Here is a 16,522-nt window from a genome sequence, read left to right on the forward strand (position 1 = left end):
CCACGACAAGGAGACCCCGATGACCATGCTCGACGCACCGCGAATCACCCCCGCGCAGAGAGCCGTCTGGACCGCCACTCAGATCGACGGCGGGGAGAACACCTACGCGTTGGCCTGGCGTCTCGAGCTTCCCAGGGCGATCGACCACGACCGTTTTCGCAGTGCGCTCCGAGACACCATCGCCGGACTTCCGCAGCTCGATCGCGCGATCACACCGTCGTCGGACGGCGATCTCGACCTCGTCGACGCGGTACCCGGACGCGTCGCGACCCGCACGACAACGGGGTCGGAGACCGACATCGACGCACTGGTTGCCGACGCTCGATCGCAGATCGGGTCGCCGGACATCGGGCCGATGCATCACCACATCGTCGCCGCAGCCGACGACGGACGGCTGTGGTGGATTCAGGCCTACCATCACGTCGTGATCGACGGCCTGTCGGTCACCGCACTCACCGAACGAGTCGCCGACGCGTACAACGGTATTCGGAGCGACCGATCGAACCGTTCACGACCGGCGGCGGCGTCGCCGCGCGAGGACCGACACTACTGGGATGCAGTGGTCGAGAGCCTAACCGACGATCAGGGCCTGCTCGAACACACGGGGCTGTCCGTATCCCACGCATCGGTCGACCTACCGGAGAACATCGTCGAGCGAGTACTCGCGTCGGCCGAGCGATCGAAAACATCTCCGCGTCGCGCTCTCGTCGGTCTGCTCAGCGCCTACGCCGCAACGACCAGACAAACAGGGCGGCAATCCATTCGGTTGGCCATAGGCGGTCATGCACCAGGGGATACGACGATCGGAATGACGTCGAGCGTCGTGCCGTTCGTGCTCGAGCACGAACGAGGCAACACTCTCGACGACGTGCTGGTCGACGTCGGCTCCACCCTGACGACGATGCAACCCCACACCGCGGTGGCACCGCAGGTGATCACAGAGTTGCTGCGGCGACACCGCGGCAACACCACCCTCGTGGCACCGGGAGTCAATGTCCTTGTGGCCGACCGTGACACGACTTTCGATGGAGAGCCAGCGCGGCTGCGGCACTGTTGGCTCGGTCCAGTTACGGACCTCGAATTGGTCGTCGAAGGCACCATCGACCGTACGCACCCCCAGCTTTCGTGGCTGGCAGTGCAAGTACGAGGTGCCAGCTCCGACAGCGAGATCCGAGCTCATGCGCACGCGTTGGCAGTGTTTCTGGACGCTGCGACCACCGCACCGCACAAGCCGATCGATTCCCTGCCTCTGGCCTCGGCGCAGCACCTGCAGATGCTCGTCGACGACGTCAACGAGACCGGTCACTGCCTCGCAGACCAGGACGTCGTGCAGATGTTCGAGTCGTGGGCGGCGCAGACGGGCGACGCGACCGCCGTCGTTGCGGGCCCGACACGACTGACCTACTCGGAGTTGAGGCGTCGGTCGAATCAACTCGCGCACGCGCTCGTGGCCGCAGGAGTCGGCTCCGAAGCGCGGGTGGCCATCGACATGACTCGGTCGGCCGAGATGGTCGTCTCCGTCATGGCCGTCCTCGCCGCGGGAGCCGCATTCGTTCCGTTCGACCCGCAGTGGCCGCAGGCTCGCAGGAACGCCGTGGTTCAAGACGCGAACATCGTGGTGGCCCTGCGCGGACCGGGTAGCTCCGCGTCCGACGGGGACACCGGGGTGCCGTCCATCGCGGTGGCCCTCGACCGGTGGGAGCACGAGAATCGGCCCGGCAGCGCGCCGTCCGGCGTGCTGCGCCACGACGCCGGCCTTGCGTACGTCATTTTCACCTCGGGTTCGACGGGTCGACCGAAAGGGGCCATGATCCGGCACGAGGCCATCGCGAGCCGGATGAGATGGCAGATCGAGCACATTCTGAAGGTGGGGCCGGGTGACGCGAGTCTGTTCAAAGCGCCATTGGCGTTCGATATTTCGATCAACGAGCTGCTGCTCCCGCTGTGCTCGGGCGGAGCCGTGGTCGTGGCGGGGCCGGGCGAGGATCGAGACCCGGCACGCCTGTTGGAGTTGATATCTCGCGAACGAGTGACGTTCGTGTATCTCGTCGCCTCCATGCTCGACGTGCTTCTCGAAACGAGTGACGGAACCGATGCGATGGCAGGAGTTCGGCACGTGTGGTGCGGCGGTGAGGTTCTCACCCCGGAACTGTTCGCTCGATTCCGATCTCGCATGAGCGGGACCCTCTATCACGGGTACGGGCCCGCCGAGGCGACCATCGGAGTTTCTCACGTGGTGTACGACGGGACCGAATCCGAGCGAATATCGACCTCGATAGGACAGCCCAATCCGGGGTGCCGGTTGTACGTGCTCGACGACCGCCTGCGGCCGCTGCCCGTGGGCATGGGCGGCGAGCTCTACGCGGCGGGTGACCTGCTCGGTCGCGGCTACGTCGGCGCATCCGACATGACAGCCGCGAGGTTCGTCGCAGATCCATTCGCTGTGGAGGTCGGCGGACGTGCCTACCGCACGGGTGACCGCGCTTGCTGGACGGACGGCGGAACGCTCGACTTCCTCGGCCGAGCCGACAACCAGGTCAAGATTCGCGGTATGCGCGTGGAGTTGGAAGAAATCGAAGCTGCCGCAGCCACGCATCCCCACGTTCGCGCCGCCGTCGTACTGGTCCATGCAGCGCAAACACCGGTGCTGTGCGGCTACGTGGTTCCGGACGGTGACGCGAATATCAACGCGAACAACCTCTCTCGCAGCGTTCTCGCGCATCTGGCCACGTTGCTCCCACAGCACATGATCCCTGCGCACCTGATGGTGCTCGACGGCTTCCCCACCACCGTCAACGGTAAGGTCGATCGCCGTGCGCTGCCTGTCCCAGATGTCGCAGGTGCGCCGTCGGGCCCGCTGAACGACGGCCAGCTGCGGTTGGCCGGCCACATCGCGACCCTGCTCGCCCGGGACTCCGGACCCGAAGCGCTGCTGGACTCGATGGGACCCGACAGCGACTTCTTCGCACTCGGCGGTGATTCGCTGGCCGCGATGCGCCTCACCACCCGGGTCAACCGGGATCTGAACGTACGGATATCGGTGCGGGCAGTGTTCGATCACCCGACCATCGCTTCGTTGTCGGCATACATCGATGCCGCCGACGCCACCGCAGCCGACGAAAATCTCGACGAGAACAGCACGATCGACGCAGATGCGCACTCCAGGCCGATGAACGCCGGTGAGCGTCGAATGTGGTTGGCGGACAGGCTCAGCGGACACCGAGGGACCTACACGGTGCCGCTGGCGTTCCGGGTCAGCGGTCCCCTCGACCTGCCCGCCCTCGAACTCGCGCTCGCCGACGTCACCACGCGGCATAGGTCACTGCGGTCGTTGTACGTCGAAAACGACGGGGCGCTGACAGTGCAGATCCTCGACCCGAGTGACCGACGGTCGTCCCCTCGCCTGCGGCATGACGTCGTGTTGTCGTCGGAGGTCGGGGATTCGATCGAACGGTTCCTACGGGCAAAATTCGATCCGGCGGAGTCCATTCCGCTGCGCGCCTGCGTGTTCACTCATGACGACGAGAAGGACGGCGCAACAGTCGCTCTGGCGGTTCATCACATCGCGACCGACGAATGGTCCGAGCCGGCACTGCTGCGTACCCTCTCCCGTGCCTATGCCGCACGCAGCGCCGGTCGACCACCGGCAGACCTGGGTACCCCGCCGGCCGACCGGGCCTCAGTGGAGGACGGCCACGGCGCCGAGATCGCCGCGTGGCGAGCACATCTGACTCCTGTTCCGCCGATACTCGAACTCCCGGGCTGGCGGCCTGCCCGCCACGCCGGTGCGCGTCCGGGACGGACAATTCGGCGCATCGTCGACGACGAGGTGGCGACGCAGCTCCGGGCCACGGCGCGTACCTGCGGAGCGAGCATGTACATGGCCACTCAGGTGGCCAGTGCGATCGCACTGCGGGCCTGCGGATCGGGTGAACAGTTCCTCACCGCGTCGCCGATGTCGATCCGATCCGCTCGGACGGGCCACGACGACGAAGTGGGTTTCTTCCTGAACACCGTGCTGCTTCGGGCGGATCTACGCGGAAACCCCACGCTACGAGAGCTGTTCGGGCGCGCGCGCGAGGAAACCCTGCACGCCCTCGCGCATTCGATGGTGCCGTACGAGGACGTCGTGGCAGCAGTGCCGGCGCTGCGGGAGCAGCCACCGGTGCGGGTGATGGTGATCCACCAACCGCACCGGGACGGCGACGGCGCGCTGGCCCTCGGCGACCTGGAGACCGACCGGCTGCCCATCGACACCGGCACGGCCAAGTACGACGTCAGTGTCACTCTGCAGGAACACGACTCGGGTCTCGGGCTCACCGTCGAGTACGCATCCGACGTCGTCGACAGCGATGCTGCCGAGGCTCTGATGCGGCGCATCGAGTCGGTGCTCGAGCGAATGCCGACATCGCTGGACCTGCCGGTCGGAGCGCTGGACCTGCTCGACGCCCAGGACCGCGCCACGCTGTCACGACTCGACGGTGCGCGACGGGACATCGACCCGAACCTGACGCTGGACAAAATCATCACGGGCACCCCGGTGGACGGCACGGCGCTGATCTTCGGAGATGGTCGTCGGCCTCTCGGCTCCGTCCTGGGCGAGGCAGCGGCATTGGCACGCTTGATCATCGAATCCGGCCATGGCCCCGAGGACGTCGTGGCGGTCGCACTCGAGCGCTCACCCCAGCTGATCGTCGCGCTCCTCGCGGTGACCTTCTCCGGTGCCGCCTATGTGCCTCTCGATCCAGCACTACCCGAAGCCCGGATTCGCTACCTCCTCGACAACTCCGGCGCCGCCGCGATCGTCACCACCGCCGATGTCGCTGCACGCCTTCCGGCCTCGGACGTGCCGCAGATCGACCTCGCCGACCCGTCGGTGACGGCGCGGCTGGCCGCGCTACCGACGCACCCCGTCGTCGACGCGGAGCGTCGGCGCCCGCTGCGCGGTGACCATCCGGCGTACGTCCTCTACACGTCCGGTTCGACCGGACGACCGAAGGGCGTCGCGGTATCGCATTCGGCCATCGTCAACCGCTTGCTCTGGGCCGCGGAGCATCACGAGATCAGCGCCTCCGACGTGTTCATGCAGAAGACCCCGGCGTCGTTCGACGTCTCGAGTTGGGAGATCTTTCTTCCGTTCGTCACCGGAACGTCGGTCGTTGTGGTCGAGGACGGGGGCCACCGAGATCCACGCCACCTGGCAGAACTCATTGCCGCGCATGGGGTGAGCGTCGTTCACTTCGTTCCGTCGATGCTCAGTGAATTCCTCACCGCCGCACAGCCGGAGCCCGGAAACGCAGTCCTGGCAGACATGCGACTGATCGTGTGCAGCGGGGAACCGTTGACGCCGCAGCACGCGCAGTCGGTGGCGGCAACGTTCCCGCGAGCGACCTTGCTGAACCTGTACGGGCCCACCGAAGCCGCCGTCGACGTCACCGCCGAGAACGTGTCGGACCGCGATCCGGTCGCAGAGCGAGTCGTCGCTATCGGTACCCCCGTGTGGAACACCCACTGCCGCATACTCGATCACAACCTCACCGAGGTGCTCCCCGGTAGCGAAGGTGACCTGTACCTCGGCGGAGTGCAACTGGCCCGGGGTTACCACCACAACGCCGCGCTGACCGCGAGCAGATTCGTGGCCGATCCCCGTGCCGAGACGCCCGGGGCCCGTCTCTATCACTCGGGCGACCGCGCCCGGCAACGGTGCGACGGCAGTATCGAGTACCTCGGCCGCACCGACGGTCAGATCAAGCTCGCCGGGCAACGCATCGAGCTGGCCGAGGTCGAGGCCGCACTGCTGGCCCATCCCGGCGTCGCGTCGAGCGCCGCGGCCCAGCAGATGACGCCCGCCGGGCCGCGACTGATCGGGTACGTCGTCGCCGAGTCCGGAAAGACGTTGCACGAGAGCGACATTCGCGCCACGATCGCCCGTGCTCTTCCCGCTGCGTGGGTTCCGGCCCACATCGCGACCCTGGAGAGAATTCCTCTGACGTCGAGTGGGAAGCTGGACCGCAACGCCCTTCCCGCTGTCGAATTCCGTGGCGACCCCGCGTCGAGTGGTGCAGCACCCACAACCGAGCGCGAGATCGCCATTCGTGCCGCCATCGCCGAGGCGCTGGGGATCGACGCCGACGCCATCGCACTCGACGACGACTTCTTCCGAATCGGCGGCGACAGCATCAGCGCAATCCGCACGGTCACCCTGGCACGCCGACGCGGTTGGCTCATCACCGAGATGCACATCTTCGACCTGCGCACCGTCGCAGCACTCGCCGAGGCTGCTCTCGAAGACGGACCCGCGAAAACGACGGCGCAGGAGGCGGTTTCCCGCGCCGACATTCCGGTACCACTGCCTGCGCTGGCCAAAGCTGCAGTGAAGTCGGGCGCGGACATCGACAACCACATCGACACGGTGCAGGCCGAGCTCCCTGCCCGGACGGATCCGACCGCATTCGACCTCGACGCAGAAGTCCGTGCGGCAGCGGCAGCGCTGATGGAATCGTTCCCCGCCTTGCGCACCCGCATCGACCGCAGCCGCCGTCGACTGTGGCGAGCTTTCGAGATAGACCTCGACACAGTGGACCTGGGAACCGTCGTGCACATCACCGACGGGAATACGGACACCAGCACGAAGGCGATCGACATCGACACCGGCCCATTGCTGCACATCCGCGTCGACGGCAACGGCACCGCAGGCTGGTCCGCACAGCTCACCGTCCATCACCTCGCACTCTCGGAGACCCTCACCGCCGCGACGGTGGCGGAGCATTTTGTCGGCACCCTCACGTCAGGAGTACACCGATGACGCACACCCAGGCCCGCAGCGGTTCGGCGTCGAGTGCACAGGAGCGGATGCTGTTTCTCGACCACATGGAAGCGGACCGCCACGCGTACACCATGCCGATCCATCTGGATCTGACGTCGGATCCGGATCTGGGCGTGCTCGCCGATGCACTGGCGGATGTGGCGACACGCCACGCCTCACTCCGCACCGTGTACGTCAACGACGGCGGCACAGTAGTGCGCCACCTCAGACCCGACGCCGCGGTCGAGGTATCAGACCGCCGAGGTGAGCCCTACCGACCCCGCACGTTCGACCTCGGTGCCGAGATCCCGTTCGCCGCCGACCTGTACGACCGCTCACGGTTGATCCTCACGGTGCACCACATCGCCGCGGACGGCGGTTCGGTGCCGATCATGCTCGACGATCTCGAGATCGCCTACGCCGCGCGGGTGCGGGGTCAGACGCCCGTGTGGGCAGCGCCCGCGGTGGACTACGCGGACTGCGCGGCCGAAAAAGATGCCGATAGGGTTGCGTCCCAGCAGTTCTGGACAAGAACACTTGCACCGTATGTGGAGCCCGTCGATCTTCCGCTCGATCATGCTCGTAGCGAAGTACCGTCGACGTCGGGTCAGATGATCGAGACCGTCCTGCCGGCGTTTCTCGCCGACGACATCGAGCAATTCTGCTCCGACAATCGCATCAGTCGGCTGATCTTCCTCCAGATCGTCGTCGCACTCGCTCTGCGTGCCCACGGCGGCGGAGACCGAATCCCTATGGGCACGGCCGTCGATACGCGGCCACCGGACGCGGTGACGGACGCGGTGGGGCTCTACGTCAACACCGTCGTGCTGCCCACCGACCTCACCGGCGACCCCACCGTGGCCGACCTGACCTCCCGGACGAGAAGCGCGACTCTCGACAGTTTCGACCATCGCGCCACCCCCTTCCACGACGTCGTCGACTGGCTTCGGCCCCGGCGCACCCCGGGGGTGCATCCGCTGTTCCAGGTGATGATCGCCGAGGTGGACACGACACCGAAGCCGGTGTCGCTGGGGCCCGTCACCGGAGTACTCCTGCCACCGGACGACGCGTCGGCGAAATTCGATCTGATTGCCGCGATCGGCCCGCGAGGACAATCGGGCCGGCTGGGTCTCGACATCGTCTACCGTCGTGAGCTGTTCGAGCACAACACTGTTCGGACGATCCTGGACGACATGACGCTGATCGCGGCACAGGTAGTAGCAGATCCGACCCTGCGTGTCTCCGAACTGCTCACCCGACCAGCGTCGTCGACCTCGGGTCACCTGCCGAGACGCGGTCGAACCAGTCCCGGCAGCTGGTCACGCACGCTCACCCTGTCCGAGCCGCAGGCCCGCCGGGCGCAGGCGGCGCTCATCGGCCTCCACCTGCGTCACGACGCGCTCGCCGGTACGTCTCTCACGGCGACGGAGGTCCTCGAGAGATCTCGAATCGTCGACAGTGACGTGGTATTCATCGATGCTGCGGGTGTCCGCGCAACCTGGATCGACGGCAGCGCCCTGCGGGTCGACTCGACTGGAACGGTGGTCGACGAGGAATCGTGGCCCTCCATCCTCGATGCGTTGACCGGTGATCGGTCCGTGGCCGATGTTGCGGTGGCTCCCGCCGAGCGGTGGGCGCTCCTCGATCACGACTTGGCACAGGACCTTTCGATCGTCGACCACGCCGAGTCGTGGCTTGACATCGTGGACGCGGCTGTGGACCTGGTCGACCGGCGCGCCGCCGGGCCGGCTCCACGACCGGTGGGGTACGGCGGTGAAAGTTCCGCGGCACTGACCACGACCGGACTTCCCGACACCGCCGCCACCCGAACGGCCGTCCTCGAGGCGGTGTACGAGGTGATGACGGACGTTCTCGGAGTCGAGTCGATGGTGGTGTGGGTCGACGAATCCGACCGCGATCGAAGTACCGAACACGGTTGCAGGACACTAGGTTCCCTTCGCCGGGGGCTACCCGTCGTGTTCGACGCCGGCACTGCGCTCGGCGCGGACGCCGACCCCGAGCACGCTGCGTCCTTTCAGGTGGCCGCGCAGCTCAGTGAACACACGCCGGGGGTGTTCGACGACCTACCCGATGCCGATCTGCACGTCCGTATCCATGTCTCGACCGTCGAGGGGTATCAGCCGGGGCAGAGCGTCTCGGAGCCTGGAATCGACATCAGGTTCCTTCGAGGCCGCAGTGGCTCGTGGTCGTGCGTCTGTTCGGTGGCCGGACTCACCGAGACCGACTCCGAGGCCGAGTTGTGTGCTGCGCGTGTAGCGACGGCCATCGCGACCAGGATGAGAACGGCGAACCCCGGTCCGAATCCTCTGATCGACAACGTCTTTGCCGACGGAGTCGATCGCAGTACCGACATGGCCGGGCTCGACACCCGCGAGCGTCGTCACGTGGAGTCGATCCTCGGGCCGCTCCAAGCGATCTATCCGACGACGTCGCTGCAGGACGGCCTCCTCTTCCATCAGCAGCTCGGTGGACAGAGTGAGAGCGTCTACGTGTCGCAGACCGTGATGCGGTTGTCCGGTTCGCTCGATACCGATCTACTGCGCGATGCCGCAGACGCTGTACTCGCGGCACACCCGCAGGTGGGTGCGGGATACGTCCAGCTCGGTGAGCGCACGGTTGCCGCCGTCCCGAGGACGGTCAGGATGCCCTGGACAACAGAGGATCTGCGCCATCTGGACGTCGATTCGGCTCGAGCAGAGATGGCACGCTTCGAGCAGCGTGAGGCCGCCGCGGGCTTCGACCCGCTGCGGCCGCCACTGGTACGGCTGGGTGTGGTGCTGCTCCCTGGCGGCGAGAGCGCGATGGTGTTCACCATCGAGCATCTCGTTCTCGACGGGTGGTCGATCTGGCGATTCCTACGGGCCATTCTGGACGAGTACACCCGGCCCGGGCAGGTCGAGACGACCTACCGAGCGTCGTACGACGACTACATGATGTGGCTGCGCACTCGCGATCGTGATGCGGGCCTGCAGATGTGGCGACGGCAGCTCGCCGGTACGCCGGGACCGACACGGCTCGCTCTTCGACACACCGCGGCAGCGGTCGATCCGGGCGGTTCGGCGGACAGTGTCTTCTACCTCGACCGTGCACTCACCCGCGAGGTGAAAGAACTCGCCGCCCAGACCGGTGTGACCGTGAGCATCGTCTACGAACTCGCATGGGCGCTGACGCTGCAGAAGTTCACCGGCCAGGACGACGTCGTGTTCGGCACTGTCGTCTCCGGGCGTCCGGCCGAAATCCCCGGCATCGACGAGCTGCTGGGTCTGCTGTTCAACACCGTGCCACTGCGGGTCCGGATCGCACCGACTCTTACTGCCCGTGACCACCTGGCCCGTATCCAGGACGAGCGTCGGCCCCTGCTGACTCATCCGTATCTCGCGCTGTCCGATCTCGAGGAATGCGCTGGGCACCGTGGATTGTTCGACACGTTGTTCGTCTTCCAGAACATTCCGGTCGTCCCGCCCGACGAACGTCTGGGACCTGATGGCGCACTTCGGGTTGTCGATCAGAGACTGAGTGACGCAACGCATTACGCAATGACGGTAGTGGTCGCGCCGGTGGAATCCGGGGCGCGGGTGCGGATGATGCACCAACGGGACGCGCTCGACGATGACCGGGCTGCGGCAGTTGCCGACACCTATCGAGCTGCGTTGGCCGCGCTGACGACAAGGCCGGACGACGCGGCGGCACGCATCGCTCTGCTCACCCCGCGCGAGCTCGCGTGGACGAAGCAACACTCGGGTGCACGCGAGGTGGCCGTACCCGAACTCACGGTGTGGGATCTGTTCGCCGCCCGCGCCGCAGACCGGCCGAGCGATCTGGCGTTGGTGGCCGGAAACGCCCGGTGGAGTTTCGCCGATCTGCACGTGCGCGCAGTGAACCTCGGTGCATTGCTGCGATCGCAGGGCGTGGTCGGAGAATCGCGAGTCATGCTCTTCCTTCCCCGTAGCGAACTGATGGTCGAGGCGCTGTTCGGTGTCTTCGCCGCCGGAGCTGCCTATGTTCCGGTCGACACGGAGATGCCCCCGGACCGCATCGAGTACATCGTGCGCGAATCGCGACCACATGTCGTTCTCACGACGAGCACGCTGGCGGCAACTCTCCCGGTCGTTACGGCCCAACAGTCCACTGCCATCATCGAACTCGATACCGACGATGTCCGCTACCGACTCGTCGAGGCCGGTGAGAAGGAGTCGACAACCGGCACGTGCACGCGGCGTCTCGACCAGCTTGCCTACATCATCTACACGTCGGGATCCACGGGTCGCCCCAAAGGCGTCGCAGTCCCCTACGGCGGGTTGACGAACATGTTCGTCAACCACCGCACGGAGATCTTCGAACCCGTCGTCGCCCGGACCGGGCATCGTCAGCTGGCGATCGCGCACACCACGTCCTTTTCGTTCGACGCATCGTGGGAGCAGCTGTTCTGGCTGTTGGAAGGGCATACCGTGCACGTCATCGACGAGCAGACGCGCCGTGATCCGGCGCTTCTCCTCGACTACTTCGACGCCGAGCGGATCGACGCCTTCGACGTCACACCGACCTACGGTGAGCATCTGGTCGACGCCGGTCTGCTGGACCGTCCACGTTGCCGGGCAATAACTTCGGAGCACGACGCCGCGCCGGGCCTGGTGTTCGTGTCGCTCGGTGGCGAGGCGGTGGGCGACCGGTTGTGGTCGAACCTTCGAGAGGCACCCGGCACCGGGGGTTACAACCTCTACGGCCCCACCGAATACACCATCAACGCACTCGGTGCCGATGTACAGGACCGGTCGACGCCGACGCTGGGGCGGCCCATCTCGAACACGACCGCACACGTACTCGACACCGCACTGCGGCAATCTGCACCCGGCGTCATCGGCGAGTTGTATCTGTCCGGTGCGGGTTTGGCCCGCGGATACGACGGACGCGCCGCGCTGACCGCAGAACGATTCGTCGCGAACCCGTTCGCCGACGACGGCTCCCGCATGTATCGAACCGGCGACCTGGTGTCGCGCGATTCGGACGGATTGATCACCTACCACGGCCGCGCCGACAACCAGGTGAAGATCAGAGGGCACCGCGTCGAAACCGGGGAGGTACAGGACGCCTTGTTACGGCTGCCCGGCATCGTGCGCGCTGCGGTGACCGTGTTCGAGCGGGCCGGTGCCGCGGAACTGTCTGCGTACGTGCTCGTCGACGACTCGTCATCGAGCATCGACACGTCCTCGGTCAAAGTCGGCCTGCGAGAACTGATTCCGACCTACATGTTCCCGGCGTCGGTGCAGGTGGTGGACAGCCTCCCGCTGACGGTCAACGGCAAACTCGACGTCGCGGCGTTGCCAGCGCCGTCGGAGAACACCGAGGCGGTCGACCGTCCGCGCGGCGACGTCGAGGCGCTGATCGCAGCCGCGGTCGAGGATGTTCTGGGTGTCGGCGAGATCGGCCGGGACGACGACTTCTTCGCCTCGGGTGGACATTCCCTCGCCGCTGTACGCCTGGCGTCGCGTCTGCGCACAGTGGACCTCGATCTCGGCGTGCGCGACATCTACGCGCACCCGACAGTGGCGGGTCTGGCACGGGCAGTGATCGACGTCGGCGGAGACAGCATGCTCGCCCCGTTGGTGGTGCTGCGCCAGGCCGGCGATCGTGCAGTGTTCTGCCTGCAGCCGGCCGGCGGTCTGAGCTGGTCCTATATCGGCGCACTGCGGTATCTCGATCCATCGATATCGGTGTACGCCATTCAGGACCCGGCCTTGCAGGGCGGCGACGACGCGATCGAGTTGACGTCGATCGAAGCACTGGTCGAGGACCATGTCATGCGGATCCGAGCCGTTCGGCCGCACGGTCCGTATCACCTGCTCGGATGGTCTTTCGGAGGCCAGCTCGCGCATGCGATCGCCGCGCAGCTGCACGAGCAGGGCGAGGTGGTGGCCTCGCTGGTACTGCTCGATTCCTACGCCGACGTCGCCGGCGCGGACACACTCGATCGGGACGAGTTGTCGGAGAACGGAATCGCGGCGGCGCAGAACAATTTTCGACGACACATGGAGAGCGATCCCTTGCTGTCGAGCTTCGCTCCCGAGGTGCAGGACCGATTGGTGCGGACGCTCGGCCGGCACCTGTCGCTGTCGATACCGCCGACGATCGGCCGCCATGCGGGCGACGCGTTGCTCATCGGAGCTTCTCGTGGAACTCCACTCGAGATGCAGCAGCGGCGAGACCGTCAGTGGCAGAACAGAATCACCGGCACCCTGGACGCGCATTCCGTCGACCTAGAACATGCGCAGCTCGGTCAGGCGCACAACTGGTCCGTGTTCGGGTGGCGCGTGGCCGAGTACATCGGGGCCCGCATCCGCTGAAACACCCCCACCTCCAGGTTGCCGAGGTGGGGTGTCCGGGTGCGACGCTGCGATCCTGTGGATCTAGACGGTCGTCTTCTCGATTGCCGCCGTCAGGTCGACGATCTGCGTGGTGTAGCTCTCGTAGTTGTTCGTCGCGTCGGTGGTCCAATCGGCGATGTTGCCCGCCTCGGCCGCTTCCACCAGAGCCCAGGTGGGACGGTCGGCCTCGAGCTCTGCCAACGGGGTCGAGTACGAACGGGTGTCCAGCAGAATGAGATTCGGCTGGTACTGACCGACGTTCTCCCAGCTCACCGGGGTGAAGGATCCCGAGTCGGCGGCGCGCGGAACATCGGACTCGAGAAGCGTCAGGCCCCAGTTCTGGTAGTCGCGTAGTTCGGGGAACTCGTCGTTGATCGCGACGTAGTACTGGTCCGACGGGGAAATGGCCATCGCGGTCAGACCCGGCTTCGCTGCGATCGCGTCCTTCAGGTCGGCGACCGCGGAGTCGTAGGCGTCCCGGTCCGCTCTGGTTTCTTCGGTATCGACGTCGGCACCGAGTTCGGTGGCGAGAGCCTCGTAGTCCTTCAGCGTCTCGGACGAGGGCTTCTGCGCGGAGACCGCGAGGAACGGTGCCACCTGTTCGAGGTTCTTGGCGAGGTCGGAGGTGTCCAGACCGAGGCCGCCGTAGGCGTCACCGGCGTACCAGCCGGTGATGATCACATCGGGGTCGAGGGCCGCCACCTGTTCGACGTCGATGTCGCCGTATGCCTGTCCCACGCTCTCGATGCCGTCGAGATCGAGGCCACGAAGGGGGATGGACGACTCGAAGGAGCTGCCGCCCCAGATTCCGATCGGCTTGATCCCCAACGGAATCAGCGCCGCAGCGGCCTGTTCGCTGGCCACGATGCGCGACGGAACTGCGTCGAGTTCGACTGTCTCCCCGCGACCGTCCACGTAGCTGAAGCCCGCTTCCGAGCCGGCCTCGTCGGACTCCGCCGGTCCGCTGTCGGAAGAAGAGCATCCGCTCAATGCCGTCACACCCACCAGGGAGAGCACGGCGAAGGCCGTTGTCAGTGTGCGCCGAGAGGCGGGAGTTCGAGTCGGTGACTTTCCGAAGATCCGCATACTTTCCCATCATCCAAGTTAGGCAACCATTGCCTTCGTTGGAAGACTATCCAATTCGAGGTGAAATCGGTGAAGTTGGTCCCCGACACCCAGGGCGGAAGCGCCCGCTCGGCGTCGAGCGTGGACAGTGGCGGGATGCCGATCGACGAGCAAGAGATTCCGGGTAGGCCCGTCGGCCGCCGAGTTGTGCTCGGCCTGGTGGCAGCGGGTGCCGCGGGCATCGTGGGCGGCGGGGCACTGCAGAACGGTCTCGCGTCCGTGCTCGGCCCACTAGGCAATCACGATCCGACGGGCTTGATCGGGCTGATTCCCGTCGGAAACAATTTTCGGTTCTATTCGGTGACGCTGGGCGCGCCGCGCAAGGACGAAAGCTCCTATTCCCTGACGGTGGGCGGTTCCGTCGACTCACCGCGGACGTTCACTCTGCAGGACCTCCGTTCTATGCCGCAGACGTCGTTGGTGCGTGACTTTCAGTGCGTCACGGGATGGCGGGTACCCGAAGTTGCTTGGAGTGGAGTGCGATTGGCCGATATTCTCGATGCCGTCGGACCCACCGCGTCGGCGAACTCGCTTCGCTTCACCTCGTTCGACGGGACCTACACGGAAAGTCTGACGCTCGAGCAGGCACGTTCGGATGACGTCATGGTTGCGCTGACCATGCTGGACGGTCCGGTGACCCACGACCACGGCGGGCCCGTTCGACTGTTCGTGGCGTCGATGTACGGCTACAAGAGCATCAAGTGGCTCGGCGGGATCGAGCTGACCGACAACGTGGTGCCGGGCTACTGGGAGAAGCGCGGATACGACATCGACGCGTACGTCGGCGAATCGAACGGGCGTCGCGATGACCCCACGGCCTGAGCTCCCCCGATTCGGGCGGGTGGAACGGTACGTCCACTGGGCTGTCGGGATCTTGGTGATCGTCTGCATCATCACCGCCGCGATCTTGTACATCGGGTCACTCGCGGTGCTCGTCGGTCATCGCCCGATCGTCGAATTCGTGCACGTGTGGTCGGGCTTCCTGCTTCCGGTTCCGCTGCTTGCCGGTGCGGTATCGAGGGGCTACCGACGGGACATGACGCGACTGAACCGATTCGTCGACGACGACTGGAGTGGTTGCGTTCCAAAGCTCGTCGTCTCGGAGCGGTAGGTGTGGGCAAGTTCAACGCGGGTCAGAAGTTGAACGGCGCCCTCAGCGGCGGATCGATTCTCGTGCTGCTGTTGACCGGTGCGGTGATGTACTTCCAGAACTGGAGCCCGCTCGACTGGCGGATCGGTGCGACCTTCGTACACGACTGGTTCGCAGTGGGATTCGGGCTTCTGGTGGTCGGACACATCACCTACGCGTGGCGCGATACCGAGGCGATGCGCGGAATGACGGAGGGCGTCGTCACGCGGGAGTGGGCGGAGCGCGAGCATCCGGAATGGGTGGACGAGGGTCCCCCGGCCACGTGATGCCAGCCCGATCGTGTAGCGACACCCGGCGCCAGGACTGGCAGTACTTCTGTCGATCCCCGGGTCGTGAACGGAAACTCGACCCCCACTACGAAGTTCCGCTCACCTGGTGCGCAGCACCAACTCCGTGGGATGAGCATCGGCGGGGGTGTCGATGGCATTGCGAACGGAGAGCGCAACAGTGCTGGGCTGCAGGAACTTCGAGCCGTCGTACTCCCCACCCTCATGTGCCACGATGTCCCGCTGCATCTCGGTGTCGATACGGCCGGGGTGTATCGACGTCACGCGCAACGACGGTTCCTCCTGGCGCAGTGCATCCCCGAAGGCCCTCAGGGCGAACTTGCTTGCCGCATAGCCGCCCCAGCCCGGGTTCGCGCGCAGTCCTGCACCCGAATTGATCAGCACCACATGACCGTTCGCAGCACGCAGGGCCGGGAGCAACAGGCGAGTGAGCTCGACGACGGCGATGACATTCACTTCGTACTGTCGACGCCACTCATCGGCCGTCGACTCCTCCACCGTTCCGAGCGCAGCGACTCCGGCGTTGTGCACCAACACGTCCAGAGAATCGATGCCCGACGCGGCGGCCGCCACCGCGTCGGGATCGGTCAGTTCCACCGGCCACGGTGTAGCTCCTGCCAGTTCCGACGCGATGGCCTCGAGAGACTCGGCTGATCGCCCGCCGAGCAGGACGTGGTGATCCGGAGCGAGCAATCGAGCGATATGGGCCCCGAGGCCACGGCTTGCTCCGGTCACCAGCGCAGTACGAGTCATACAGCCACAGTAATCAGGC

7 protein-coding genes are annotated in these 16,522 nt (G+C 66.0%); 5 read left to right on the plus strand and 2 right to left on the minus strand.

Features of this window, described 5'->3' with window-relative positions; translation table 11 throughout:
• The first annotated feature begins 19 nt into the window (after positions 1 to 19).
• Positions 20 to 6,805 (plus strand): amino acid adenylation domain-containing protein, encoded by a 6,786-nt coding sequence (locus tag ACIGGF_RS06650; RefSeq protein ID WP_397520595.1) that lies wholly within the window; start codon positions 20 to 22, stop codon positions 6,803 to 6,805.
• On the plus strand, positions 6,802 to 13,167 hold the full coding sequence (locus tag ACIGGF_RS06655; protein ID WP_397520596.1) for an amino acid adenylation domain-containing protein: 6,366 nt from the start codon (positions 6,802 to 6,804) through the stop codon (positions 13,165 to 13,167). Before ACIGGF_RS06650 ends, ACIGGF_RS06655 begins: the two co-directional genes overlap by 4 nt.
• A 63-nt stretch (positions 13,168 to 13,230) precedes the next feature.
• Here ACIGGF_RS06655 and ACIGGF_RS06660 read toward each other — a convergent pair whose 3' ends face one another.
• Positions 13,231 to 14,274, minus strand: coding sequence for an ABC transporter substrate-binding protein (locus tag ACIGGF_RS06660; RefSeq protein ID WP_397520597.1), 1,044 nt, complete (start codon positions 14,272 to 14,274; stop codon positions 13,231 to 13,233).
• A 69-nt stretch (positions 14,275 to 14,343) separates the two neighbouring features.
• Between ACIGGF_RS06660 and ACIGGF_RS06665 the strand changes: the two genes are divergently transcribed.
• Genes ACIGGF_RS06665 through ACIGGF_RS06675 form a run of 3 tightly spaced genes read left to right on the plus strand, consistent with a single transcriptional unit; the run spans position 14,344 to position 15,729 of the window.
• On the plus strand, positions 14,344 to 15,135 hold the full coding sequence (locus ACIGGF_RS06665) for a molybdopterin-dependent oxidoreductase (RefSeq protein WP_397520598.1): 792 nt from the start codon (positions 14,344 to 14,346) through the stop codon (positions 15,133 to 15,135).
• Positions 15,119 to 15,424, plus strand: coding sequence for a hypothetical protein (locus ACIGGF_RS06670; RefSeq protein ID WP_397520599.1), 306 nt, complete (start codon positions 15,119 to 15,121; stop codon positions 15,422 to 15,424). Before ACIGGF_RS06665 ends, ACIGGF_RS06670 begins: the two co-directional genes overlap by 17 nt.
• Before the next feature lie 2 nt (positions 15,425 to 15,426).
• Positions 15,427 to 15,729 carry a cytochrome b/b6 domain-containing protein gene (locus ACIGGF_RS06675; protein ID WP_397520600.1) on the plus strand — a complete coding sequence of 101 codons (303 nt, stop codon included), beginning with the start codon at positions 15,427 to 15,429 and terminating at the stop codon, positions 15,727 to 15,729.
• 102 nt (positions 15,730 to 15,831) lie between these two features.
• On the opposite strand, the gene ACIGGF_RS06680 is transcribed toward ACIGGF_RS06675, so the two are convergent.
• Entirely contained in the window at positions 15,832 to 16,503 is a 672-nt protein-coding gene (locus ACIGGF_RS06680) for an SDR family oxidoreductase (protein ID WP_397520601.1), read from the minus strand.
• Positions 16,504 to 16,522: the final 19 nt, after the last annotated feature.

The sequence above is a fragment of the Rhodococcus sp. NPDC078407 genome (assembly GCF_044542515.1).
Classification (GTDB): domain Bacteria; phylum Actinomycetota; class Actinomycetes; order Mycobacteriales; family Mycobacteriaceae; genus Rhodococcoides.

Bases quoted from the DNA above. Each gene is read 5' to 3' on its own strand.
- ACIGGF_RS06650 (WP_397520595.1), top strand. From the start codon at position 20: ATGACCATGCTCGACGCACCGCGAATCACCCCCGCGCAGAGAGCCGTC.
- ACIGGF_RS06655 (WP_397520596.1), top strand. From the start codon at position 6,802: ATGACGCACACCCAGGCCCGCAGCGGTTCGGCGTCGAGTGCACAGGAG.
- ACIGGF_RS06660 (WP_397520597.1), bottom strand. From the start codon at position 14,274: ATGCGGATCTTCGGAAAGTCACCGACTCGAACTCCCGCCTCTCGGCGC.
- ACIGGF_RS06670 (WP_397520599.1), top strand. From the start codon at position 15,119: ATGACCCCACGGCCTGAGCTCCCCCGATTCGGGCGGGTGGAACGGTAC.
- ACIGGF_RS06680 (WP_397520601.1), bottom strand. From the start codon at position 16,503: ATGACTCGTACTGCGCTGGTGACCGGAGCAAGCCGTGGCCTCGGGGCC.